General features: G+C 38.4%; 19 protein-coding genes. 16 read left to right on the top strand and 3 right to left on the bottom strand.

Annotated features, from left to right (window positions below):
* Window positions 1-20 precede the first annotated feature (20 nt).
* The 4 genes from asnS (at window position 21) to IGK01_RS09080 (ending at window position 2,849) form a co-directional block, all read left to right on the top strand.
* Window positions 21-1,319: an asparagine--tRNA ligase gene (gene asnS / locus IGK01_RS09095; protein ID WP_010734979.1), complete on the top strand. Its 1,299-nt coding sequence runs from the start codon at window positions 21-23 to the stop codon at window positions 1,317-1,319.
* A gap of 160 nt (window positions 1,320-1,479) precedes the next feature.
* Window positions 1,480-2,115, top strand: coding sequence for an SGNH/GDSL hydrolase family protein (locus IGK01_RS09090; protein ID WP_104776392.1), 636 nt, complete (start codon window positions 1,480-1,482; stop codon window positions 2,113-2,115).
* On the top strand, window positions 2,112-2,456 hold the full coding sequence (locus IGK01_RS09085) for a hypothetical protein (RefSeq protein ID WP_023519988.1): 345 nt from the start codon (window positions 2,112-2,114) through the stop codon (window positions 2,454-2,456). The genes IGK01_RS09090 and IGK01_RS09085 overlap by 4 nt, the downstream gene beginning before the upstream one ends.
* A gap of 33 nt (window positions 2,457-2,489) precedes the next feature.
* Window positions 2,490-2,849 (top strand): YccF domain-containing protein, encoded by a 360-nt coding sequence (locus tag IGK01_RS09080; RefSeq protein WP_010734982.1) that lies wholly within the window; start codon window positions 2,490-2,492, stop codon window positions 2,847-2,849.
* Between the two features lie 71 nt (window positions 2,850-2,920).
* On the opposite strand, the gene IGK01_RS09075 is transcribed toward IGK01_RS09080, so the two are convergent.
* Window positions 2,921-4,213, bottom strand: a complete 1,293-nt coding sequence (locus IGK01_RS09075; protein WP_438840681.1) for a hypothetical protein — start codon at window positions 4,211-4,213, stop codon at window positions 2,921-2,923.
* 110 nt (window positions 4,214-4,323) lie between these two features.
* Entirely contained in the window at window positions 4,324-5,502 is a 1,179-nt protein-coding gene (locus IGK01_RS09070) for a hypothetical protein (RefSeq protein ID WP_137072589.1), read from the bottom strand.
* A gap of 207 nt (window positions 5,503-5,709) precedes the next feature.
* On the opposite strand from IGK01_RS09070, the gene IGK01_RS09065 reads away from it, so the two are divergent.
* The 9 genes from IGK01_RS09065 (at window position 5,710) to IGK01_RS09025 (ending at window position 17,640) form a co-directional block, all read left to right on the top strand.
* Window positions 5,710-7,791, top strand: coding sequence for a heavy metal translocating P-type ATPase (locus IGK01_RS09065; protein WP_438840680.1), 2,082 nt, complete (start codon window positions 5,710-5,712; stop codon window positions 7,789-7,791).
* Between the two features lie 298 nt (window positions 7,792-8,089).
* Window positions 8,090-9,553, top strand: coding sequence for an APC family permease (locus IGK01_RS09060; protein WP_010734986.1), 1,464 nt, complete (start codon window positions 8,090-8,092; stop codon window positions 9,551-9,553).
* Window positions 9,554-9,656: 103 nt separating this feature from the next.
* Entirely contained in the window at window positions 9,657-10,190 is a 534-nt protein-coding gene (locus tag IGK01_RS09055; RefSeq protein WP_062804945.1) for a topology modulation protein, read from the top strand.
* Between the two features lie 75 nt (window positions 10,191-10,265).
* Complete coding sequence (locus IGK01_RS09050) at window positions 10,266-10,706, top strand: CopY/TcrY family copper transport repressor (protein WP_010734988.1); 441 nt, start codon at window positions 10,266-10,268, stop codon at window positions 10,704-10,706.
* Between the two features lie 13 nt (window positions 10,707-10,719).
* Entirely contained in the window at window positions 10,720-10,929 is a 210-nt protein-coding gene (gene copZ, locus IGK01_RS09045) for a copper chaperone CopZ (RefSeq protein WP_010734989.1), read from the top strand.
* Complete coding sequence (locus IGK01_RS09040; RefSeq protein ID WP_438840679.1) at window positions 10,930-13,113, top strand: heavy metal translocating P-type ATPase; 2,184 nt, start codon at window positions 10,930-10,932, stop codon at window positions 13,111-13,113. It abuts the gene before it with no gap.
* Between the two features lie 127 nt (window positions 13,114-13,240).
* Window positions 13,241-15,304: a copper/silver-translocating P-type ATPase CopB gene (copB, locus tag IGK01_RS09035; protein WP_371740695.1), complete on the top strand. Its 2,064-nt coding sequence runs from the start codon at window positions 13,241-13,243 to the stop codon at window positions 15,302-15,304.
* A gap of 389 nt (window positions 15,305-15,693) precedes the next feature.
* Window positions 15,694-17,016: a hypothetical protein gene (locus IGK01_RS09030; RefSeq protein WP_023519980.1), complete on the top strand. Its 1,323-nt coding sequence runs from the start codon at window positions 15,694-15,696 to the stop codon at window positions 17,014-17,016.
* A gap of 42 nt (window positions 17,017-17,058) precedes the next feature.
* A complete protein-coding gene (locus IGK01_RS09025) occupies window positions 17,059-17,640 on the top strand; it encodes a type II toxin-antitoxin system Phd/YefM family antitoxin (protein WP_409173487.1) in 582 nt (193 codons plus the stop codon).
* 145 nt (window positions 17,641-17,785) lie between these two features.
* Here the strand turns inward: IGK01_RS09025 and IGK01_RS09020 are convergent, their stop codons facing one another.
* Window positions 17,786-18,151, bottom strand: coding sequence for a hypothetical protein (locus IGK01_RS09020; protein WP_010734994.1), 366 nt, complete (start codon window positions 18,149-18,151; stop codon window positions 17,786-17,788).
* Window positions 18,152-18,350: 199 nt separating this feature from the next.
* Here IGK01_RS09020 and IGK01_RS09015 point away from each other — a divergent pair, with 199 nt between their 5' ends.
* The 3 genes from IGK01_RS09015 to IGK01_RS09005 all read left to right on the top strand — a co-directional run bounded on the left by IGK01_RS09015 (window position 18,351) and on the right by IGK01_RS09005 (window position 22,525).
* Window positions 18,351-18,821, top strand: coding sequence for a hypothetical protein (locus tag IGK01_RS09015; RefSeq protein ID WP_010734995.1), 471 nt, complete (start codon window positions 18,351-18,353; stop codon window positions 18,819-18,821).
* Window positions 18,822-18,962: 141 nt separating this feature from the next.
* On the top strand, window positions 18,963-19,847 hold the full coding sequence (locus IGK01_RS09010; protein WP_010734996.1) for a phosphate ABC transporter substrate-binding protein PstS family protein: 885 nt from the start codon (window positions 18,963-18,965) through the stop codon (window positions 19,845-19,847).
* A 224-nt stretch (window positions 19,848-20,071) separates the two neighbouring features.
* Window positions 20,072-22,525 (top strand): cation-translocating P-type ATPase, encoded by a 2,454-nt coding sequence (locus tag IGK01_RS09005; protein WP_438840678.1) that lies wholly within the window; start codon window positions 20,072-20,074, stop codon window positions 22,523-22,525.
* The last annotated feature ends 40 nt before the right edge of the window (window positions 22,526-22,565 follow it).

The raw sequence follows: 22,565 nt of genomic DNA, 5'->3' as shown, positions 1-22,565 counted from the left end.
AGGACAAAGGAGAATTTTACGTGGAACAAATTCAAATCATCGATTCAAAAAAACATGTAGGCGAAACAGTAACGATCGGTGCTTGGGTCGCTAATAAGCGTTCAAGTGGGAAAATCGCCTTTTTACAATTACGAGATGGGACAGCATTCTTCCAAGGAGTTGTCGTAAAAAGCGAAGTGCCTGAGGAAGTTTTCCAAATGGCAAAAAATCTTTCTCAAGAAACATCGATCCTTGTGACAGGTGAGATTCGTGAAGATAGCCGTTCTAAATTTGGCTATGAGATCGGGATCACGAACATTGAAGTAGTGAGTGAAAGTCATGATTATCCAATCACACCAAAAGAACATGGAACAGATTTCTTGATGGATCATCGTCATTTATGGTTACGCTCTTCACGCCAACATGCAGTGATGCAGATTCGAAATGAAATCATCCGTGCAACCTACGAATTTTTCAACAACAACCAATTCGTTAAAATCGATCCACCGATCTTGACTGGCTCTGCCCCAGAAGGAACCACCGATCTATTTGAGACAAACTACTTTGATCAAAAAGCATATCTGTCACAAAGTGGTCAATTGTACATGGAAGCTGCTGCAATGGCATTTGGTAAAGTATTTTCATTTGGACCAACTTTCCGTGCTGAAAAATCAAAAACACGTCGTCATTTGATCGAATTTTGGATGATCGAACCTGAAATGGCGTTCACGCATCAAGAAGAAAGCTTAGAAGTACAAGAACAATATGTTGCTTTCTTAGTTCAAAGTGTATTAGATAACTGCGAGTATGCTTTAGACGTCTTAGAACGTGATAAAGAAGTATTGAAAACTTATACTAAATTACCTTTCCCACGTATCACGTATGATGATGCCATCGAATTATTGAAGAAAAATGGTTTTGACGATATCGAGTGGGGCGATGATTTCGGTTCACCACACGAAACGTTTATTGCGAACTCATTTGAACAACCAGTCTTTATCTTGAACTATCCAAAAGCGATCAAACCATTCTACATGAAACCACATCCAACAAGAGAAGATGTCGTGATTTGTGCAGATATGATCGCACCTGAAGGATATGGCGAGATCATCGGCGGAAGTGAACGTGCGACTGACTATGATTTCTTACTTGAACAAATCAAGAATCATGGCTTAGACGAAAAAGAATACTCATGGTACCTAGATCTACGTAAATACGGATCTGTTCCACATTCTGGTTTCGGCTTAGGCTTAGAACGTACAGTGACTTGGATCTCAGGGATCGATCATGTACGTGAAGCAATTCCATTCCCACGTTTGTTAAATCGTATTTACCCATAAGAAATAAGACGCGTTCCACGAAAATCGTTCATCGTATTTTCGTGGAACGCATTTTTTTTAAGAAGTTATTATGAAATCACTATTGTTCCAATTCCTTCTTTCTTTGGCTAGATGTGTGTGGGATAATAACGTAAAAGTGGCAAGGAAAGTAGGGTGTGTGATGGAACAACGACTTTTATTCATTGGAGATAGTATCACAGATGCGGGTAGAGGAACTGACGATCTCGGTCAGGGCTATGCACTGTTAACAGCGGCAAAATTGGCTGCGAGTGATCCAGAAAACACGTGGACATTCGTCAATCGCGGAATCGGCGGAAATAAGTTAGCAGACCTAAAGAAGCGCTGGCAAGCAGACTGCATCGATTTGAAACCTGATATGGTCTCGATTTTGATTGGTATCAATGATACATGGCACAATGTAGGCGAGCCTGCAGCATTTGCGACAAAAGAATCTTTTGAGCGTTTTGAAGCCGATTATCGGTATTTACTTGATCGTTTAGTGGAAAGTGGCATCAAAAAAATCGTCTTGATGGAACCATTTGTTTTGCCAGAGCCTGACGATCGGAGAAGTTGGCGTAGTGATCTTGATCCAAAGATCCACTTGATTCGTCAACTAGCAAAAGAATATCAAGCAGTTTTTGTCCCGTTAGATGGAACGTTGAATTCTTTAGGCATCTCATATGGCTATGAGAAATATACAGGGGATGATGGTGTCCATCCGACACTACTGGGTCATGAAACGATTGCCAATATTTGGATAGAAACGGTCAAAAAAAGAAAAGAGTGGTTTGAATGATCATTCGCCCAGCAACCGAAGCAGATCTACCGATGATCAATAGGTTGATCAGGCAACAAGAAAATCGATTCTTGGAGGAACTAATGCTGCCAGATATAAACGATCCATTGAATATATCCTTTATAGCAGCACATGATGACGCAGAAAAACAAATGATTTTCGCTTTTGGACAAGCGAGACAAATCGAAACGACTGAAGCAGATCAACAATCAGGTGAACTGCTTCAAACGATTTTTGTGGCAGTCGATCAAGAAAGAACAGTAGCCGCTCAGTTTATGGAGCAGTGGTTACTAGAAGCAAAAAAACGTAAAATCAAGAGAGTCGATTTCAATGGTTTTTAACGTAAGACTCTTATTAGAATGGAGAAAGAAACAATGAGTTGTATTGGAAATATTATTTGGTTTATTTTTGGTGGCTTACTCGGAGGACTGAGTTGGGCGGTAGCAGGTGTATTATGGTGTATCACAATTGTTGGTATTCCGGTCGGGCTACAATGTTTCAAACTAGCTTCTTTATCGTTTGCACCCTTTGGAAAAGAAGTCATTTATACAAACAATGGCGTGTCTTTGATCGTCAATATCATTTGGTTGATCGTGTCAGGTTTGCCGATTGCTTTAGGTCATGTCATCAGTGGGATTTTACTTTGTATCACGATCATTGGTATTCCTTTCGCAAAGCAATCCTTCAAACTAGCACGCCTAGCGTTGATGCCATTTGGGGCAGAAATCGTTTAAATAGTGACTAAATATAAAAGTAACTCTCTTGCACAGTTGGTTGTCTGTCCAAAGAGTTACTTTTTTTACACTTAGCGAGTGATATCTGTATGTTTTTTAGGTATTTGCTTACTCAAAAAATTCGATTTGTTGGTTGCGTCTACTACGCGATGATTAAAATTCGCTTGTGTAAAGGACGTTTGTGTTGGAGAAGTTGAAAGTGTCACGTCTGTGGTGTTACTTTTAGAGGTCTGTCTATCAGAAAAAATCCTATCTTTGACTGTTTTGACTGTTCCCCCAAACCGCTGGCTCTTAACTTTTACTTTTTGGCGAAATCCCTCTTTTAATGGTTGATCCGTTCCATCGATGATTGCGTTGATGTGAGCATCCAATGGTTTCAATCGCCTGGAATCATCATAAAAAACATGATAATAATAAGGTGCAACCTCGACGGATTGATTTTTGACAAATTTTTTAGGTGTTTTAGGATCTTCGTAGACTTTCTTTACGAAATCATCCGAAATATCAACGAATTCATCTCTGGAGATAGTTTCTTTTAGACCAGTGATTTTTTTTCGCTGTTCGTAATGTTTCCATAATTGAAAAAATTTTTGATCGTGTTTTAAATTTTCACCTAAAAAAGTCTGAAAGAACCGCTCACGAAACGCAAACGATGAGCAGAATTTAGGTTTCACTTTGTCTTCAATCAATGGTGGAGTAAAAATAGCTTCCTGACAATTATGAAGAACACTTCGGAAAGTGACAAGCGGTTCTAAAATCGGGCAGTTGGGAATCATTGCATACCCTCTCATTTCAAAATTAAGGTTTTTTGCAGGCTTATCTGAGAGTCTGGTGATTTCATTGATGAGGTTGATCTTAGACTCACTGTGGTGTTCAAGCTTTGTCGCAAATAGTATTTTACTTAATTTCCCCAACTGATCCGCTGGGATTTTTAGCAAATGATTCCCCATCTTTTTATTTGTCTCATATTTATCTAATTTCGCGACAAGATAGTCATTATCTTGCTTATAAATTACTAAGCCATAAATATGATTATGATAAGAGTCAGGGGTCACTGAATAAGCTGGAAAAATCATAAAACTGGCTGGGTCATCTTTTTTTAAATGTCTGATTTTCTCTTCCAGTTCAGTCGATTTTTTCATATCGTAGTAGACGATCGTATTTCTTAAAGACTGGATCACTTGATTTTTTTGACTTTCATTGATCAAGGTACCAGCAACATCATTTTCAATCATTTTGATAAATCTTGAAAATAAAAATTGATAATTTTTTCTTCCGCCTGAACCGACAACTTCAAATGCCGCCGCATTTCCTAATCTTAAAGCAAGTGCCAATTGGTGGTATTGTCCATCAAAATCAAGCATAATAACTCTCCTTATTTTTTATTTTCGTGCAATAGTCCCACCATAGAAAGGATAGGATAAATTTACTTGGCAACTGTTTTTCGCTTTATCTCAATTTCGTAGGAAAACAGTTATCTTTGTATTGAACAGACTTGGCGCTCTTTTTTTGAGAGAAAACTAATGGAGGTAACGTTATCTGATGAAGTAGAAGCAATACTATTACTTGGTCTAAAATATTGAGAATTCTCATTGTTTTTATGTTGAGATTTATCAGTTGTTATGTTCTTTTTATTGGTTATATGACTTATTTTTGTGTGCAATGTTTCCAATTTTTTTGACCTTGAATGAAATACTTTATAATTTTGTTGACTGGCTTCATTTGTTTGATTTCTCTTAAATTCTATTGGAACGGCTGGATCATTTAAGACTTTATTTAAATATTTAATAGAAAGATAGCGGATTTTTCCTTTGTATTCTTTATCAACTAATTGAGTTTCTGCTTTTCGCATGGTGTAATAATGCCATAATATAGAAAATTGTTGATTATGTTGCTCATTATCGGTTAAAAACGTTTGATAAAATCGCATCCGAAGCTCCTTTGAAGGCCATAGTTTTGGATTGATCACTTTCTTCTCCTTGATTTCGGCAGACGAAATTGGCTTATTGCAATTGTAGACAGTCCATTTTAATGCTGTTAACGGTTCAAGTATCGGGCAATTTGTAATGCCTGGATAACCACGCATTTCCACATGTAAAGCAGAGGGTTTTTCAACAGCTATTTTTTTTAGTTTTGAGAATATATCAACAGATATTCTCGTCTTTCGATACTCAAACTTAGAATAATAAAGAATATCGCTAAGCTTATTTAAATTTTTTTCATCAATTTTAAGCTGGAAGTTCGTAGTCATTGACTCTAATTTATTGATCTTAGTAACAATGTAGTCCTTATTTTTGTGAATGATCAAGCTATATATGTGATCATGAAATAATCTTATAGTAGTAGAGTAAGAGGGAATGATGACAAAGCTAGTTGGGTCATCCTCTTTTAAGTTTTCCATGATGTGCTGAATGTCTTCTCTTTTTTTGGCATCGTAATAGTCAATTGTATGTTCAAGAGAGTGTATCAAGTCATTTTTTTTGACTGTTTCAATAAAAAATGAATCTTGATCATTTTCGATCATTTTTATCAATTTTGAAAATAAAAATTGATAATTTTCTTTTCCTTTCTTTCCGACTGCTTTGAAGTTGGTAGCTTTTCCTAGTCGCAAAGCCATAGCTAGTATATGGTATTGATCGTTGAAATCAATCATGTATTTCCTCCTTTAGTGTCTTATGTAAAAGTTTATCATTCGTCACTTTTACATAAGAAACTTCTTTTACACCTTGCAGAAATAATGATTCTCCCGAACGATACTTTAATCATGATCTGTTATTACTATGATTTGACATATGAATAACCATTCATGTATAATGACTTATGAATAGATAGTCATATGTTTGGTAAGGAGGGACTTGAAATGAAAAGTTATCAATTAGAAGGTTTAGATTGCGCAAATTGTGCGATGAAAATCGAAAAAAAAGTACAAGCAATACCTGGCGTAAAAGAAGCATCAGTCAATTTTGCGACTGGAAAAATGATGATCGATGCAGATAAAGCGGTCATTGAAGCGATTGAAAAGCAAGTAACAGAAGAAATCCATCAATTAGAACCAGAGGTCAAAGTAATCGAAGTGAAAAACCAGATAAGTGAAAATCATGAACAAGAAAAAGAAAATAAAACAGCGTTGTTACGTATCATCATAGCGTCACTTAGTTTACTTTTATTGTTTTTATGGAAGCCTGCTGAGCCAATTCGTTTCGTTACTTTTTTCGCCATTTTTGTTCTTATCGGCTTTGATGTGATCAAGCAAGCGGTTGTCAATATTCGTAAAGGACAAGTGTTTGATGAAAATTTTTTAATGTCGATTGCAACGATTGGTGCAATGATGATCGGTGAATATCCAGAAGCAGTTGCTGTCATGTTGTTTTATCAAATCGGTGAGTATTTCCAACATTTTGCGGTCGATCAGTCTCGTCGGTCCATTCGTGAGTTGATGGCGATCCGACCGGAAGTTGCTCATGTGATCACTGAAAGCGGCTTGGTAAATAAGCAACCAGAAGAAGTGCAGATCGGTGAGTCGGTCATGGTCAAACCAGGTGAAAGAATTCCTTTGGATGGAACGATTTTGAAGGGACAATCCCTCGTAGATACATCTGCATTAACAGGAGAATCATTGCCTAAAGAAGTGATGAATGGTGAAAATGTATTAAGTGGTTTTATCAATAAGACCCATCCTCTAACCATCGAAGTTAAAAAGAACTATGAAAATTCGACCATCAGCAAATTATTAGAACTAGTGGAGACAGCAAGCAGTAAAAAGGCACCTGCTGAAAAATTCATCACTAAGTTTGCTCGTTACTATACGCCGATCGTCGTTGCGTTAGCTGTTCTTTTAGCAACTGTCCCACCCTTACTTTATGGAGGAGATTTTTCTGAATGGATTTATCGAGCATTGACATTCCTAGTGATCTCTTGTCCATGTGCATTGGTCATTTCTGTTCCACTTAGCTTTTTCGGAGGAATCGGTGGAGCTAGTAAACGGGGGATACTTGTCAAAGGTGGAAATTATCTAGAACTTTTAGCTCGTACAGAAACAGTAGTATTTGACAAAACAGGTACCCTGACCAAGGGTGATTTTGCCGTACAAAAAGTTGTTTCTACCATTGACAAGAAAGCATTTATGAAATATGTGGCGAGTCTAGAAAATGTATCGACACATCCAATCGCCAAGGCGGTCATGGATACCTACAGTGGCCCGTTATATGAAATTGAAGAACCTGCAGAAATCGCTGGAGAAGGAATCAACGCCCAGGTCAAGGGACAAGAGGTACTTGTCGGAAATCAAAAATTATTGGCTCGCTATGGAGTCGAGCAACCAGAGAATCATGAAATAGGAACATTGATCTATTTAGCGATCGACAGTCAGCTCATGGGCTATTTAGTTATTGCGGATACGATCAAACCAGATGCAACATTTGCTATCGAGACATTGAAAAAAGTCGGCGTCAAAAAGACAGTGATGTTGACAGGTGATGCCCAAAAGATTGCGGAACAAGTCGCAAAAGAGGTCGGAGTCGATACAGTCTATAGTGAACTGCTTCCAGAAGATAAGGTAGAAAAATTAGAAGCATTGATGAGCGAAACGACTCAGAAAACTGCCTTTGTCGGAGACGGGATCAATGATGCACCGGTATTAGCTCGAGCAGATGTGGGAATCGCCATGGGTGGTTTAGGCAGTGATGTAGCCATTGAAGCAGCCGACGTCGTCATCATGAACGATGAGCCATCAAAACTTGCGGAGGCGATTGAAATTTCAAGAAAAACGTTGAAAATCGTCAAGCAAAATATTGCGTTTGCTATCGGAGTAAAAGTAATCGTATTGGTTCTCGGAGCTATTGGCTTTGCTTCTATGGGAAATGCAGTCTTTGCCGATGTGGGTGTGACCCTGATAGCAGTTTTAAACGCCATGCGTGGGCTATCTGTCAAAAAAGTCAAATAAACAGTCAAAAAAGCACCGTTAAACCACAGAAATCATTTATTTGAGGACTGTGGTTTTTCTGTGATTAAAATAACTGGAAGATTTTAATTGTTCTGAAAATTCCAAAATAGTTAGAAAATACTTCTTGTTTGTGCGCCTTTAGATTAGGTGTTAGAGGGTAAAATGAAAAATAAATGTAAAAACAATGTGTTTTACCTAAAATAATCCACAAATAAAATAACGAAGTGTTGTAAACATTATGAAAATTGAATATGATAGTCAATGAATAATTATTAAATATTTATAAAGGAGAAATCAGATGAACGAAAAACAACTGCGCTGGTTTACAGTAGCGTTGATTGCATTCAACATGGTCTGGGGTATGGGGAATGTCGTCAATAACTACGCGCAACAAGGAATCTCAGTAATCACTTCATGGTTATTGATTCTAGCTATTTATTTTATCCCCTATGCACTGATCGTCGGTCAATTAGGATCAGCATTCAAAGATAGTAAAGGGGGCGTTAGTTCTTGGGTAGAAAATACTACTTCGAATAAACGCTTAGCTTATTATGCTGCCTGGACATATTGGGTCGTGCATATTCCATACTTAGCACAAAAACCACAAGCGATTTTGATTGCAGCTGGTTGGGCAGTTCAAGGAAATGGCGATATCGTCAATACGATGTCTGTCCAAATGGTCGCAGTGATCTCCTTGATCATTTTCTTAGCTTTCTTGTATCTATCAACAAAAGGCTTATCAACGTTAAAAGTTATCGGTGGTTTAGCAGGTACAGCGATGTTCGTCATGTCATTATTATTCATTTTACTTGCTGTTACTGCGCCATTCATCAATCCAACGATGGAATTTGCGACAGCAAATATGAACCAAGTCAAAACGTACATTCCTAAGTTTGACTTTAGTTACTTTACGACTGTTTCAATGTTAGTCTTTGCTGTAGGAGGCGCTGAGAAAATCTCTCCTTATGTTAATTCTACACGTAACCCGGCAAAAGAATTTCCAAAAGGGATGATCTTTTTAGCAGCAATGGTCGGTATCTGTGCTGTTTTAGGTTCAGTGGCAATGGGTATGTTATTTGCAAGTGACAATATTCCGAAAGATTTAATGGCAAACGGTGCGTACAGTGCCTTCCAAATCTTAGGTAACTATTATGGTATCGGTAATGCATTGATGATCATCTATGCATTGACGAATATGGTCGGTCAAATTTCTGCCTTGGCATTTTCTATTGATGCGCCATTGAAGATCTTGTTAGCCGATGCAGATCCAGAATTTGTACCAAGTTGGTTACGTAAACGTAACCGTAAAGGAACGTTGGTCAATGGTTACATGTTAACTGGTATCTTAGTCGGTATCATCATTCTATTACCGATTATTGGTATCAAAGATATGAATGAATTAGTTAAATGGTTGACGAACTTAAATTCAGTCGTTATGCCAATGCGTTACTTATGGGTATTCCTAGCCTATATGATGTTGAACAAAGCATACAAAAAATTCACGTCAGAATATAAGTTCGTGAAAAATCCTAAAGTTGGATTCATCTTTGGTGCTTGGTGTTTTGCTTTCACTGCGTTTGCATGTATTTTGGGAATGGTACCAAAAGTGGAATACGCTGCTGATCCACAAGCTTGGTGGTTCCAATTGATCTCAAACATCGTCACACCGATCATTTTGATTTTACTAGGTATGATCTTACCAGCAATCGCGCGTCGTGATAATAAGAAAAATCCATTGAAAGAACCAGTTTCTCAACTTTAAAATAAGATTTGACCGAATCAGTCCAACGATTGGTTCGGTCTTTTTTTGCGTTATTAAGAATACGAGGTAAAATAAAAAGATGACCATTCGAAGGAGGACAAAAATGAAAATAATGATTATTGGACAGTCGGGTGCAGGTAAGTCCACACTTGCAAGAAGCTTACAAGCAACGTCAGGAAGCCCTCTTTTAGCACTGGATCGTTTGTGGCTAACAACGGACTATGGAAAAGCAGCTAAGCAATGGTTGTTAAAAGAACAGGAAAAATTTATGGCTGAGAACAAGGATTGGATCATCGAAGGGAATTATCTATCGATTGCAAAAGATCGAATTGAACAAGCTGACTTGATCCTGTTACTTCGCTTGCCGAGACACATCGCGATGTATCGTGTGGTCAAACGTTCGATTAAACGAAAATTAGATAAAAGTACCCGTCCAGATGTTCCAGAAGAATTTATAGAAAAATTCGACAAAGAATATTTGGACTTTTTACTTTTTGTTTGGCGTTTCAAGAAAGAAAGGGAACCCTTAGCAATCAAAAAAATCTATGAACAAGGAGCAGAAGGAAAATTAGTCATTTTGAATGGTTCACGACAGCAAAAAAAATTTCTAGAGCAATGGCGAAGTAAAAGTAGTTGACACGTTTCGTTTACAAGTGTAATCTGTATTTAGAATTCAAGTTTACATTTGTAAACGAAGAGGAGAGTGATACGTATGGAAGAAGTGAAAAAGCCAATCAAAATCAGTGACTCAGAATGGGAAATCATGCGTGTCGTCTGGACATTAGGAGACACCACAGCTCAGGAAATCACACAGATCCTTTCTGAATCAATGGGCTGGAAAGCAGCAACAGTCAAAACGTTATTAGGACGACTTGTCAAAAAAGAAGCGATTTGGACAGAACAAGAAGGGAAAAAATTTATTTATCACCCAGCGGTGTCTGAAACGGACACTGTGCAAAGTGCTGCTGAAAATTTATTCTCACATATTTGTGCGAAGAAAATCGGCGAGACGATTGCAGATCTTGTCTCAGAAGCAACTTTAACACATGCAGATATTGACCAAATCATGGCAGAACTAAAGAAAAAAGAGCCAGTAACAGATATCCAGTGCAATTGCATTCCAGGACAATGTCATTGCCATCAAAACAACTAGGAGGAAAACAGGGATGAAAACAAAAGTAACGATCAAAGGAATGAGCTGTAAACATTGCGTTGCAAGAGTGGAAGAAACGGTCAATGCGCTACCAGGTGTAAAAAAAATTAATGTCAACTTAAAAAAAGAGATCGGAACTGTGTCATTAGATGAAACAGTGATCCAACCATCTACGATATGTCAAGCAATCAATGATTTAGGCTATCAAGCAGAGGTGATTTAAATGGAGTATCCAGCTAAAAAAGACACACTCGTGATTACTGGAATGACTTGTGCCAATTGTGCTGCACGAATCGAAAAAGAGTTGAATGAACAGCCCGGTGTATTATCTGCGACTGTTAATCTGGCAACAGAAAAAGCGACGATCAATTATCAGGAAGTATCAATTGAAGAACTGATCCAGAGTGTTGAAACCATTGGTTATGGTGCGATTTTATATGATGAGGCCCATAAGCAAAAAATTGCAGAAGAAAAGCAAACTTATTTAACAAAGATGAAGCGAGATGTCATCATAGGTGCTATCTTGACGCTTCCTATGATGATCGCGATGATTGCAATGATGTTAGGCTTTCACGGAACGCTTGTCCATTTTTTCCATGATCCATGGGTCCAACTGATTTTAGCAACCCCTGTCCAGTTTTATATTGGTTGGCGCTTTTATGAAGGAGCGTATCATGCCATCAAAACAAACGCACCCAATATGGATGTGTTAGTGGCAATCGGTACGACCGCCGCATTTGCGCTTAGTGTATACAATGGTTTTTTCAGTACACATTCATCGGACTTATATTTTGAAAGTAGCAATATGATCATCACACTGATTTTGTTAGGAAAATATTTGGAACACACAGCCAAAAGTAAAACCGGCGATGCCATCAAGCAGTTGATGTCTCTTCAGAAAAAAACAGCACAGGTCATAAAAAATGGTGAAGAAAAGACCATACCAATCGAGGAAGTAGAGATTGGGGATATTTTACTCGTCCGACCGGGAGAACAAATCCCAACAGATGGGAAAGTCATCAAAGGAGATAGTGCGATCGATGAAGGAATGTTGACTGGAGAAAGTGTGCCAGTTGAGAAAAAAACGGGGGATCTACTCTTCGGCGGAACCATCAATTCCACAGGGATTCTTGAAATGACGGTGACCCAAGTAGGAAAAGGAACTGTCCTCTCACAAATCATCCAAATGGTGGAAGATGCCCAAGGAAGTAAAGCACCGATCCAAAAAATTGCTGATAAGATTTCTGCTATTTTTGTTCCTATCGTTTTAGTCATTGCTTTCTTTACCTTAATAGTCACTGGACTCATCAGTGGCAACTGGGAACTGGCAGTGATCCATAGTGTTTCAGTGTTGGTTATTGCTTGTCCTTGTGCGTTAGGACTAGCGACACCAACTGCTATCATGGTTGGTACAGGATTAGGCGCACGAAAGGGTATTTTGATCAAAGGCGGCGAGGCATTAGAAGCTGCAACACATCTAGACACGATCCTTTTAGATAAAACTGGTACGATCACACAAGGTAAACCAGTGGTCACAGACGTTATTGGTGACGAAGAAGTGTTAACGATCGCCACCACATTAGAGCAAGGCTCAGAGCATCCTTTAGGCAAAGCCATTGTGACTTATGGAAAAGAACAGGCGATCGCGACTTTGCCTGTGGTTCAAGCAAAAGCACATCCGGGTGCTGGGATCAGTGGGGTAATAGATGGAAAATCTTATTTTATTGGTACGAGAAAACGACTAGTGGAGCTGAACGTTTCATTTGAAGCGTATCAAGAACAAGCGTTACAATTAGAACGACAAGGAAAAACCGTGATGTTTCTTGCAGATGACAGACAGGTATTGGGGATGATCGCTGTGGCTGATCAGATCAAAGAACACGCAAGATCAGCAATCCAACAATTACAAGCCCAAGGATTGGCAGTTTATATGGTCACAGGGGACAATCAATCAGTTGCAACGACGATTGGACAAGAAGTTGGTATTCCAAAAGAACACATCTTTGCTGAAGTATTACCTGATGAAAAAGCAGGATATGTCGAAAAATTGCAAAAAGAAGGAAAACAAGTGGGGATGGTCGGTGATGGTATCAATGATGCCCCCGCCTTGGCTTTAGCAAATGTCGGTATCGCCATGGGGAATGGCACCGATATCGCTATAGAAACAGCAGATGTAACGTTAATGAATAGTCAACTCTCGTCGATTGGACAAACGATCGAACTTTCAAGTGTGACCTTGAAAAAAATCAAACAAAACTTATTTTGGGCATTTATTTATAACACGATTGGCATTCCATTTGCTGCGTTTGGCTTATTGAATCCAATCATTGCCGGAGGAGCGATGGCCTTTAGCTCAATCAGTGTGTTACTCAATTCATTAAGTCTAAACCAAAAAATGAAGAAATAAACGGTTCAACAAAGGAAAGGACAGAATGAAAATGAACGAGCAAAAAAAACAAACGATGCACGAGCATCATCATGATGAAATGAAGCAACAAACGAACATGACACACCATAAAATGGATCATACGAGTATGGACCATACAAAAATGAACCACGAGAGCATGGCACATGAGCATCACTCAATGGACCACAGTTCAATGGATCATCATGACCATATGAGCGGCGGGATGGATCATTCGATGCACATGGGGAATTTTAAACAAAAATTTTGGTTGTCCTTGTTGCTAGCGATTCCGATCATCTTGTTTTCTCCCATGATGGGCATGGAATTCCCCTTTCAAGTGACTTTCCCTGGCTCTGATTGGCTCGTCTTGATCCTGGCGACCATCTTGTTCATCTATGGCGGACAACCCTTTTTAAGTGGCGCTAAAATGGAATTGAAACAAAAAAGTCCAGCAATGATGACCTTGATTGCTATGGGGATCAGTGTCGCCTATGTTTATAGTGTCTATTCTTTTATCGCAAATCTCATCAATCCCCATACTCATGTGATGGACTTCTTCTGGGAATTGGCGACGTTGATCGTCATCATGCTATTAGGGCACTGGATCGAAATGAGTGCCGTTTCTAATGCAAGTAATGCGTTACAGAAATTAGCAGAATTATTACCGGAAACGGTCAAACGATTACGAACAGATGGGACAGAAGAGACAATTTCTTTAAAAGAGGTCAAAGAGGGCGATCATTTAGTCGTTCGAGCAGGAGATAAAATGCCAACGGATGGGAAGATCCTGAAAGGTGAAACGATCGTGGACGAATCTGCCGTAACTGGCGAATCCAAAGGGGTCAAAAAGCAAACATCTGATCCAGTGATCGGTGGTTCGATCAATGGAGACGGTACTATTGAGATCGAAGTGACTGGAACTGGTGAAAATAGCTATTTAGCAAAAGTCATGGATATGGTCCGTCAAGCACAAGGTGAAAAGTCAAAACTAGAATCTTTGTCTGACAAAGTAGCCAAATGGTTGTTTTATGTCGCATTGATCGCCGGTCTATTGGCATTTGTTGTGTGGCTCTTTTTAACCGATTTACCAACTGCTTTAGAACGGATGGTCACCGTCTTCATTATTGCCTGTCCTCATGCGTTAGGTTTGGCGATTCCTTTAGTTGTTGCACGTTCGACATCGATTGCTGCTAAAAATGGGTTGTTGCTCAAAAGTCGTCGCGCCTTAGAACAAGCCAATGAGTTAGATGTCATCATGCTGGATAAAACAGGTACGTTGACGGAAGGAAAGTTCACCGTCACTGGTATCGAAAGCTTAGACGATGATTATCCTCAAGAAGAACTATTGAAATATCTAGGTGCCTTAGAAGCGAACGCCAATCATCCTTTAGCCATTGGGATCATGCGTTATTTGAAGGAACAAAATATTTCTCCTTATCAAGCAGAGAATCAAAAAAATCTTTCAGGGGTTGGCTTAACTGGCACAGTAGCAGATAAGAATGTAAAAGTAGTCAACGAAAAAGAAATCAAACGTTTAGGACTTGAAATTGCAAAGGAGCGATTAACTCCTTACGAAGAACAAGGGAATACTGTCAGTTTTCTATTGATCGATGATCGTTTAGTGGGATTAGTGGCTTTAGGCGACATCATCAAAGCAGAAGCAAAAACCTTTATTCAAAGTCTCAAAGAAAGAAATATCACTCCGGTTATGTTGACTGGTGACAATCCACATGCAGCAGAAGTGGTCGCACAATACTTAGGTATTGAAGAGTATTATGGCGGACTTTTACCAAATGACAAGGAAGATATCGTCAAACGTTATCAGGAACAAGGGAAAAAAGTCATCATGGTCGGTGACGGAATCAACGACGCCCCAAGTTTAGCACGTGCGACGATCGGGATGGCGATTGGGGCAGGAACCGATATTGCGATCGACTCAGCGGATGTGGTTTTGATCAACAGTGATCCAAAAGATATCTTGCATTTCTTAGATCTAGCCAAACAAACGAGAAAGAAAATGATCCAAAACCTATGGTGGGGAGCTGGTTACAACATTCTTGCCATTCCTTTAGCAGCAGGGATTCTTGCACCGATCGGGATTTTGTTAAGCCCAGCGATTGGAGCTGTCTTGATGTCATTGAGTACCGTAGTTGTAGCACTGAATGCGTTGACGTTGAAGATCAAAGAATGATCATTTTTAGTAAATAATTATTGAATAAAGAGTGAATATGACTATGTCAATGCGGTCGGGACAGAAGTGTTCAGTCTCAAGAAATAAGGCGCCAGCCACGAAAATTGTTTTTCAAATTTTTGTGGCTGGCGTCTTATTTCCGAAGAAGTTACTTCTGTTCCTGTTGTTTATCCGGTTTTAGGTGGTGGGAGAGAACGAAGGGCTCACTTCTTTTTTGTCGTTGGTATGATTTACACAAACGAGAGACTTTGGATTAATTTCTGGTTAATTTTGTAAATTAGTAAAATAATAAAAATAAAAAATATTTCTTTGCGTACTTTATATAAGAGACATTTTCAGAGTATTGATGAACCACTCTGGAAAAACTATTGATAGAGTGAGGTTAAGCAATGAATTGGCAAACATTACTAACAAAAAATGCACAGAATATCTTTTTACTGATCAACCAAATGAAAGATCTGACATGGAAGAAAAGCGACTTAGCAAAAAGGATGGATGTCGATGTCAAAACGATCGATCGTTATTTGAAGCGATTGAAATCAGAGGATTATCCCTTAGAACTAGCGTATGACAAAAAAGAAGTCCAGCTGGTTTATCATCAAGCATACAATGAGCCATTTCTTTTGTTTGAATTTTTGATCCGATCGGATTCGTTCTGTTTATTACGGGATCTGATTTTACAAAGGGAATACTCCTTCGAATACGATCGTTCCGCACAAGAACGATTGAAAAAATGGCTAGGGGATTATCATCTTTCTTTTTCCTACAAAAAGCGACAAATCTATGGTTCTGAACGAAAAATCAGATATTTACTTTTTTGTTTTCTCAAAGAGTTCCCAACTTTTTTTAAGGAAGACCATGATCAAACATTTTCAGAACTATTCATCCAACTTCTAGACCAACGTCCCAAACATACAGATATTGAGATTTTTACAAATCATCAATTGTTCTTCTATGAGATTTTTCCAGAACTACTCTTTCGCTCTGAACAAAAGCTTCCGACAAAAGAAAAGAATTATCGGGCTATCCTGCGACTGAATAGCCATTTGATCACAGACAAGCGGTGGGAAAGGATCGAAAAAACCTCCGTCTATCAAAAATTATCGATCGTTACTGAAAAATTAGATTCATTATTTTGGTTGACGAATGATTTTGAAAGTTCCAACAAAAAGAAAATAACAAGAGTACTATTCCAAGAGTGGTTAAAATATTCAATTGGTCTTCATGATCGCTTTATCCATGAAGAAGCTGTTGCCTACCAAGCATTAGCAGACACGATCCCTAATTTTATTGAAAAATCAAACCAGTTTCGTATCGCTTTGCAACAAGCTTTGTTTCAGCCAACCACCGATTGGGCAAGGATGTTGCTGAAATTATTAAATGAACGAGGCTATCTGGAGATGTATGCACCGGAAGTTAAAATCGTATTCTTTTTTCGCTATGACCATGAAGAAGCTAGACGACTTGCAGCAATTTTAGATAAAACGTTACGTCATCGCAAACGCACATCGATCCACGTATGTACCAGGAGTAAGCCACCTAGTTATGCTCAACTTGTCATCACAGACCATTTTTTTTCTGCTAGTCTCACTAATGATCAGAAAACTTATTTTTATCAAGACTCACTTGGAATCGAAAAACTATTATCAGACATCGATTATTGGATCAACACAAAGATAACTTTTACGAGTAAACGAATCATCGAACGCTAGAATATGCTATAATGGACTGGAAAAACAAAGGAGGAAAATCCATTGGAATTAAAGAAACTAGAAGTACCTACATCTTCAATTACAGAAGTGAAAAGATCGCCGATGGATGTGTTTGACCAAGCTAGAAAAGCTGAAACAGGCGTATATATTTTTAATCGTGAAAAAGTTGCTGGTGTGATGTTGACCCAAGAGCAATATGAGACGTTGTTGCAAGAATTAGCCACGCTTCGCCAACTCGTTGAGACAGAAACAGAAGAGGCAAAAACAAATGGAACTGGGACAAACGAACCATTCACAAAAAATCGCACGGCCATCGTATCCACTTCTGAATCGTTAGATGAATTGGTTAGCGCCTTAAAACAATATTTAGTTACAGGTGTATCTATCTCTGCTAAAAATCTTGATGAACGAATGGTGGCATTGGGATTCATTACGAAGAAAACTGGTTTTGGCGGGGTTGTTGATATGCTCAATGAATTAACAGAAACGGGTAAAATCAATTACCAATTAAGGAAAAAACCAAATGGTAAAATCGTGATCGCAGAGATCATCGGTGAACAAGATAGTCAATCTCAACTATTCGATAAGCTGATCATCAAAAAAATCTATTTACATGAAATATAAAAAACTACCAAGTGTTGCCTTGATTGCTTCGCTAAACATCGAACCTAGGCCAAAAAGAATATAAAAATAAAAGTAAAGCCCTCTAACGACCACTAGCCGTCTCTGGGGGTTTTACTTTTATTTTGCTATCTAAAAAAGTGAAAGCTTATTTTACTTGCTTACGCGAATAGGCAAATATACTACCCCAAATGATCCCTAATAACTGTGGAAATAAGTAAATACCAGCGAGCAGTAAGATGATCTGTTCAGGGGGAAAAGGATGATATAAAAAATGCCATTCAGTACATTTAGCAAAACATAAATAAGAGGTGATCGTAGAACAAAGATTGCCAAGAACCAATGTTCCTAAACGATTGGCTCGTCTCAACGTAAAACCAAGGAAAAAAGCCCAAAATATCAATAGTATAAATAGGATGACTGAATGATAATAATAATCAAAAAGTAGAGCAAGATAAAAATAAGGCACACACATCAATAAGTAGATTGTTTTTTTTATGTAGAATAATTGCAAAGGTCCATTCCTCCAAATCAGTTCTCCTTGGTTTTAATTGTAAAATCAAACAATGAATAATCAATTCTTTTTAGAAATATTCTGAATAAAATGAATAAACTCTCATTGCTTTATTCTTAAAAAACTAGTCTTTCCCCTCAGTTTTTTTAGAGAAATAGAATATATTATGATAGATGGAGTGTCTTTTGGGAGGTTTTGTATGAAAAAGAGAATAAAACTAGAACAATTGTATTTGTTTCTTTGGTTTTTCCCAATTTTTCTTTTGCCTTTTACATGGGTGAATGCAGTGGTACAAGGTGCTGAGATTCTTGGCATCATCAATGGAAGTGGCTTTATTATTTCCAAAAATTTTCCGACATTGACCCTTTTTTATTTTTTGATCAGTGTGAATTTGATCGTTTCAAAAACATTTATAAAAAAGTATAATTGGCATTTGATCCAGTTTTCTTCTATGCTGGTCTTTACATCTTATTTCTCGATATTACCGAGGATCATCATCGGTCCGAATGGATTAAGTGAAAGTGGACTAAAAGATACAAGCTATTCTGCGATGTATTTTTTGACCATCAAACCTTGTTTTTATGTAGCGATTGCTTCCTTTGCGTTAGCAGTCGGCCTATTCTATTATACAGAGATCCGTGAACAATCTTTACTTATAGAAAAGATATAGTTTTTTGTAGGACGTCCATTTTCGGACGTTTTTTTGTTTTACGATATATTTACACAACTTAACAATAACTTTACATATTCAATATCTAGGATTTACAGTACCCTGATACAATCAATTTGTAACTAAGAAAGGGGCATATAAATGAAAAAAGTTTTATTTTCTTTAGGAGTATTAGGTTTTATCTTAGCTGGATGTGGTTCTGGTTCAGGAAGTACGGATGGATCAGCCAGCAACTCGGCTAGTTCAGATGATCAAGTAAAAATCGTAGCGGTCGGTTCAACCGCTTTGCAACCTTTAGTTGATGCTGCACAAGAAATGTTTACCCAAGATAACCCCAACTATCAGATTTCTGTTCAAGGTGGCGGAAGTGGAACAGGTCTTAGTCAAGTAGCGTCAGGTGCTGTAACAATCGGAAACTCTGATGTATTTGCAGAACAAAGAGATGGAATCGATGCAAGTAAATTGGTAGACCATCGTGTAGCAGTTGTTGGAATGGCACCAATCGTAAATAAAGATACAGGCGTTGAAGATATTACAAAAGAACAATTGATCGACATCTTCACTGGTAAGATCACTAACTGGAGTGAACTAGGCGGAGCAGATCAAGAAATCAACGTCATCAACCGTGCAAACGGAAGCGGCACTCGTGCAACCTTTGAATACTGGGCATTAGATGGCGCTGTACCAATACAATCTCAAGAACAAGATTCATCAGGAACAGTTCGTCAAATCGTTTCACAAACACCAGGTGCGATCAGCTATTTAGCTTTCTCTTATTTAGATGATTCTACTCAAGCGTTGAAAATCAACGGTGTAGAACCAACTCCTGAAAATGTCTCAGACAACAGCTGGGAAATTTGGTCTTATGAGCATATGTATACAAATGGCGAACCTGAACCAGAAGTGAAGAAGTTCTTAGACTTCATGATGACAGATGCCGTTCAAGAAGGACCAGTACAAGATTTAGGCTACCTACCGATCAGCATGATGAAAGTTGAACGTGACGCAGAAGGTAACTTATCATAAGATTGAATACATCTTTCAATCACATGTTTATTCAAAACGACTACCATTGATCATTAAGCTTAGTTCCTCGTTGAGGATCTAAGCTTTTTTAGTTTATTGCCCACTCTACGGTTTCGTTTTTTTTCATATGACAGTTTTGAAAGAAGAATATCAGTTATATCTGAGGATTTATTGGACGAAATGACGTATGGTTAAAGAGTAGAAAAAAAGTTGAGGGATTAGCTATGAATAAAAAAGAAAAACAACGAAAAAAACAGATGCAGCAAATGTTGGCACAATTAGAACGCATTGATCCTAACAAAAATGAAGGGCTGACAGACACACAGGTACAAGAAAGAATACGTGTTGGCGCTGTCAATCAAGCAACGAGTCCTACATTTAAAACGAACAAGCAAATCGTGATGGAGAATGTCTTTACTTATTTCAATCTGATTTTTTTAGTCTTAGCGATTCTATTATGTGTCGTCAATTCCTATAAAAATTTGACTTTTTTACCTGTCATATTGGCAAATACGGGCATCGCAATCTATCAAGAGATCCATTCCAAGAAAATTTTAGATCAGTTGAGCATGTTACACGCCGCAACGGTCAAAGTATTACGGAATGGTCAAGAACAGAAGATAACTATCGAAGAGTTAGTGCTAGATGATCTCGTCATTCTAAAAACAGGAGACCAGATCCCCGCAGATGGAAAGATCATAGACGGCAATCTACAAGTGAATGAAGCGCTATTGACTGGTGAAGCGGATGAGATAAATAAGGAAATCGGCGACGAACTAATGTCGGGAAGCTTCATCGTCGCGGGTAAAGCGAAGGTTCAGTTGACACGAGTCGGCAATGAATCTTATATTGCCAAATTAACGATGCAGGCAAAAGAAATGGGTACTGGAGAACAATCAGAGATGATTGCTTCGTTAGATAGGATCATCAAATGGGTAGGGATCATCATTATCCCCATTGGATTGACCTTATTTTCTCAAAGCTATTTTTACAATGGCAATACGTTGAGGGAAAGTATTGTTTCGATGGAAGCTGCGTTGATCGGTATGATTCCTGAAGGACTGTACCTACTCACGACGATTGCTCTAGCAATGAGTGCGACACGCTTAGCGAAACAACAAGTGTTGCTTCATGACATGAAAAGTATCGAGACGTTAGCACGAGTGGATGTATTATGTGTCGATAAAACAGGAACAATCACTGAAAATTCAATGGACGTTCAACGTGTGCTGATTCCTGAAAATCCTTTAGCAAAACAAACAGCAGATCAGTTGGATGAATTACTTGGTGACTACGCACAGGTAATCGAAGCTGACAATGAAACGATGCAAGCAATCAAAAATTACTTCACGAAGCATTCTGACAGAGAGGCAACAGCAAGTTTACCCTTTTCTTCTGTGAGAAAATATAGCAGCGTGACATTTACAGATAAAACGTATGTCCTTGGAGCACCAGAGATGGTCTTACGTGAAGCGTTCACGAGTTATGCTTCTGAATTTAACGCGTATACGGATCAAGGCTATCGGGTATTAGTTTTCGGTGAATACCAAGGGATACTGTCACAAGAAGACTTGGAAGAAGCCGTTATCCCGTTAGGTTATTTATTGATTGCTAATCCGATCCGTCAAGAAGCGAAAGCGACGTTTAATTACTTTAAGAAGCAAGATGTTGCTATCAAAGTGATTTCTGGTGATAACCCAGCGACAGTTTCTCATGTTGCCACACAAGCGGGTATTTCAAACGCGGAGCAATATGTGGATGTCTCCTCGTTAAGGGAAGAAGAATTTCCAGAAGCCATGGAAAAATATACCGTCTTTGGCCGTGTCAAACCAGAACAAAAAAAGGAATTTGTTCGTTTACTAAAAGAGAAGCATACAGTGGCGATGACTGGGGATGGGGTAAATGATATCTTGGCGATGAAAGAAGCCGATTGTAGCATTGCGATGGCATCAGGGAATGAAGCGACGATGCAAGCTGCACAAGTGGTCTTGTTGGAATCAGATTTTTCTAAAATGCCAGAGATTGTTGGCGAAGGACGGCGTGTCGTAAACAATATCGAACGTTCTGCCAGTCTTTTCTTAGTAAAAAATATTTTTTCATTCTTATTGTCTGTTTTTTCTGTTCTTTTTGCATTCACTTATCCATTAGAACCTTCACAAATCACATTGATCAGTTTATTTACGATCGGGTTACCTTCCTTTTTATTAGCATTGGAAGAAAATGAAAACCGAATCAAAGGCCGATTCATTGAGAACGTCTTGGAAAAAGCCATTCCGGGTGGTCTGACCGATATGATGGTGGTAGGCGCTTTAGTCGTGGGTGGTTCAATTTTAAATCTGAACAAAACCGATACGTCGACAGCCTCTACCATGTTGCTGATCGTTGTTGGCTTTTTAGTCCTTTATAAAATCTGTCAACCATTGAATCAATTTCGAACACGGATCATACTATTTTGTGCAAGTGGAATCGTCTTTTCTGTTGTCTTCTTGCATAAACTATTTTCAATATCAGCCATTTCGCCAGTGTCTATCTTAATGGTGGTCATGCTCTTTTTCGCAGCAGAATCCATCTTTCGTCAGTTGACCTTTTTCGTGGAAAAATATTTGCATTTAGATAAGATCGATACGACACGTACGAAAAAACGTTGGAGAAAAGTATTTCCATTTTTCAAGAAATGAGCGAAGAATTGTTGGGTACAAAGAGATAGCGTCAACCTCC

The sequence above is a fragment of the Enterococcus sp. AZ080 genome (assembly GCF_051714945.1).
Lineage (GTDB): Bacteria > Bacillota > Bacilli > Lactobacillales > Enterococcaceae > Enterococcus_B > Enterococcus_B pernyi.
This window is presented reverse-complemented; position numbering and strand designations above follow the sequence as displayed.

What these genes read in the sequence shown, in the direction of transcription:
- IGK01_RS09090 (WP_104776392.1), top strand. Translation starts at nt 1,480, where the DNA reads ATGGAACAACGACTTTTATTCATTGGAGATAGTATCACAGATGCGGGT.
- IGK01_RS09085 (WP_023519988.1), top strand. Translation starts at nt 2,112, where the DNA reads ATGATCATTCGCCCAGCAACCGAAGCAGATCTACCGATGATCAATAGG.
- IGK01_RS09080 (WP_010734982.1), top strand. Translation starts at nt 2,490, where the DNA reads ATGAGTTGTATTGGAAATATTATTTGGTTTATTTTTGGTGGCTTACTC.
- IGK01_RS09075 (WP_438840681.1), bottom strand. Translation starts at nt 4,213, where the DNA reads ATGCTTGATTTTGATGGACAATACCACCAATTGGCACTTGCTTTAAGA.
- IGK01_RS09070 (WP_137072589.1), bottom strand. Translation starts at nt 5,502, where the DNA reads ATGATTGATTTCAACGATCAATACCATATACTAGCTATGGCTTTGCGA.
- IGK01_RS09065 (WP_438840680.1), top strand. Translation starts at nt 5,710, where the DNA reads ATGAAAAGTTATCAATTAGAAGGTTTAGATTGCGCAAATTGTGCGATG.
- IGK01_RS09060 (WP_010734986.1), top strand. Translation starts at nt 8,090, where the DNA reads ATGAACGAAAAACAACTGCGCTGGTTTACAGTAGCGTTGATTGCATTC.
- IGK01_RS09055 (WP_062804945.1), top strand. Translation starts at nt 9,657, where the DNA reads ATGAAAATAATGATTATTGGACAGTCGGGTGCAGGTAAGTCCACACTT.
- IGK01_RS09050 (WP_010734988.1), top strand. Translation starts at nt 10,266, where the DNA reads ATGGAAGAAGTGAAAAAGCCAATCAAAATCAGTGACTCAGAATGGGAA.
- copZ (WP_010734989.1), top strand. Translation starts at nt 10,720, where the DNA reads ATGAAAACAAAAGTAACGATCAAAGGAATGAGCTGTAAACATTGCGTT.
- IGK01_RS09040 (WP_438840679.1), top strand. Translation starts at nt 10,930, where the DNA reads ATGGAGTATCCAGCTAAAAAAGACACACTCGTGATTACTGGAATGACT.
- copB (WP_371740695.1), top strand. Translation starts at nt 13,241, where the DNA reads ATGGACCATACAAAAATGAACCACGAGAGCATGGCACATGAGCATCAC.
- IGK01_RS09030 (WP_023519980.1), top strand. Translation starts at nt 15,694, where the DNA reads ATGAATTGGCAAACATTACTAACAAAAAATGCACAGAATATCTTTTTA.
- IGK01_RS09015 (WP_010734995.1), top strand. Translation starts at nt 18,351, where the DNA reads ATGAAAAAGAGAATAAAACTAGAACAATTGTATTTGTTTCTTTGGTTT.
- IGK01_RS09010 (WP_010734996.1), top strand. Translation starts at nt 18,963, where the DNA reads ATGAAAAAAGTTTTATTTTCTTTAGGAGTATTAGGTTTTATCTTAGCT.
- IGK01_RS09005 (WP_438840678.1), top strand. Translation starts at nt 20,072, where the DNA reads ATGAATAAAAAAGAAAAACAACGAAAAAAACAGATGCAGCAAATGTTG.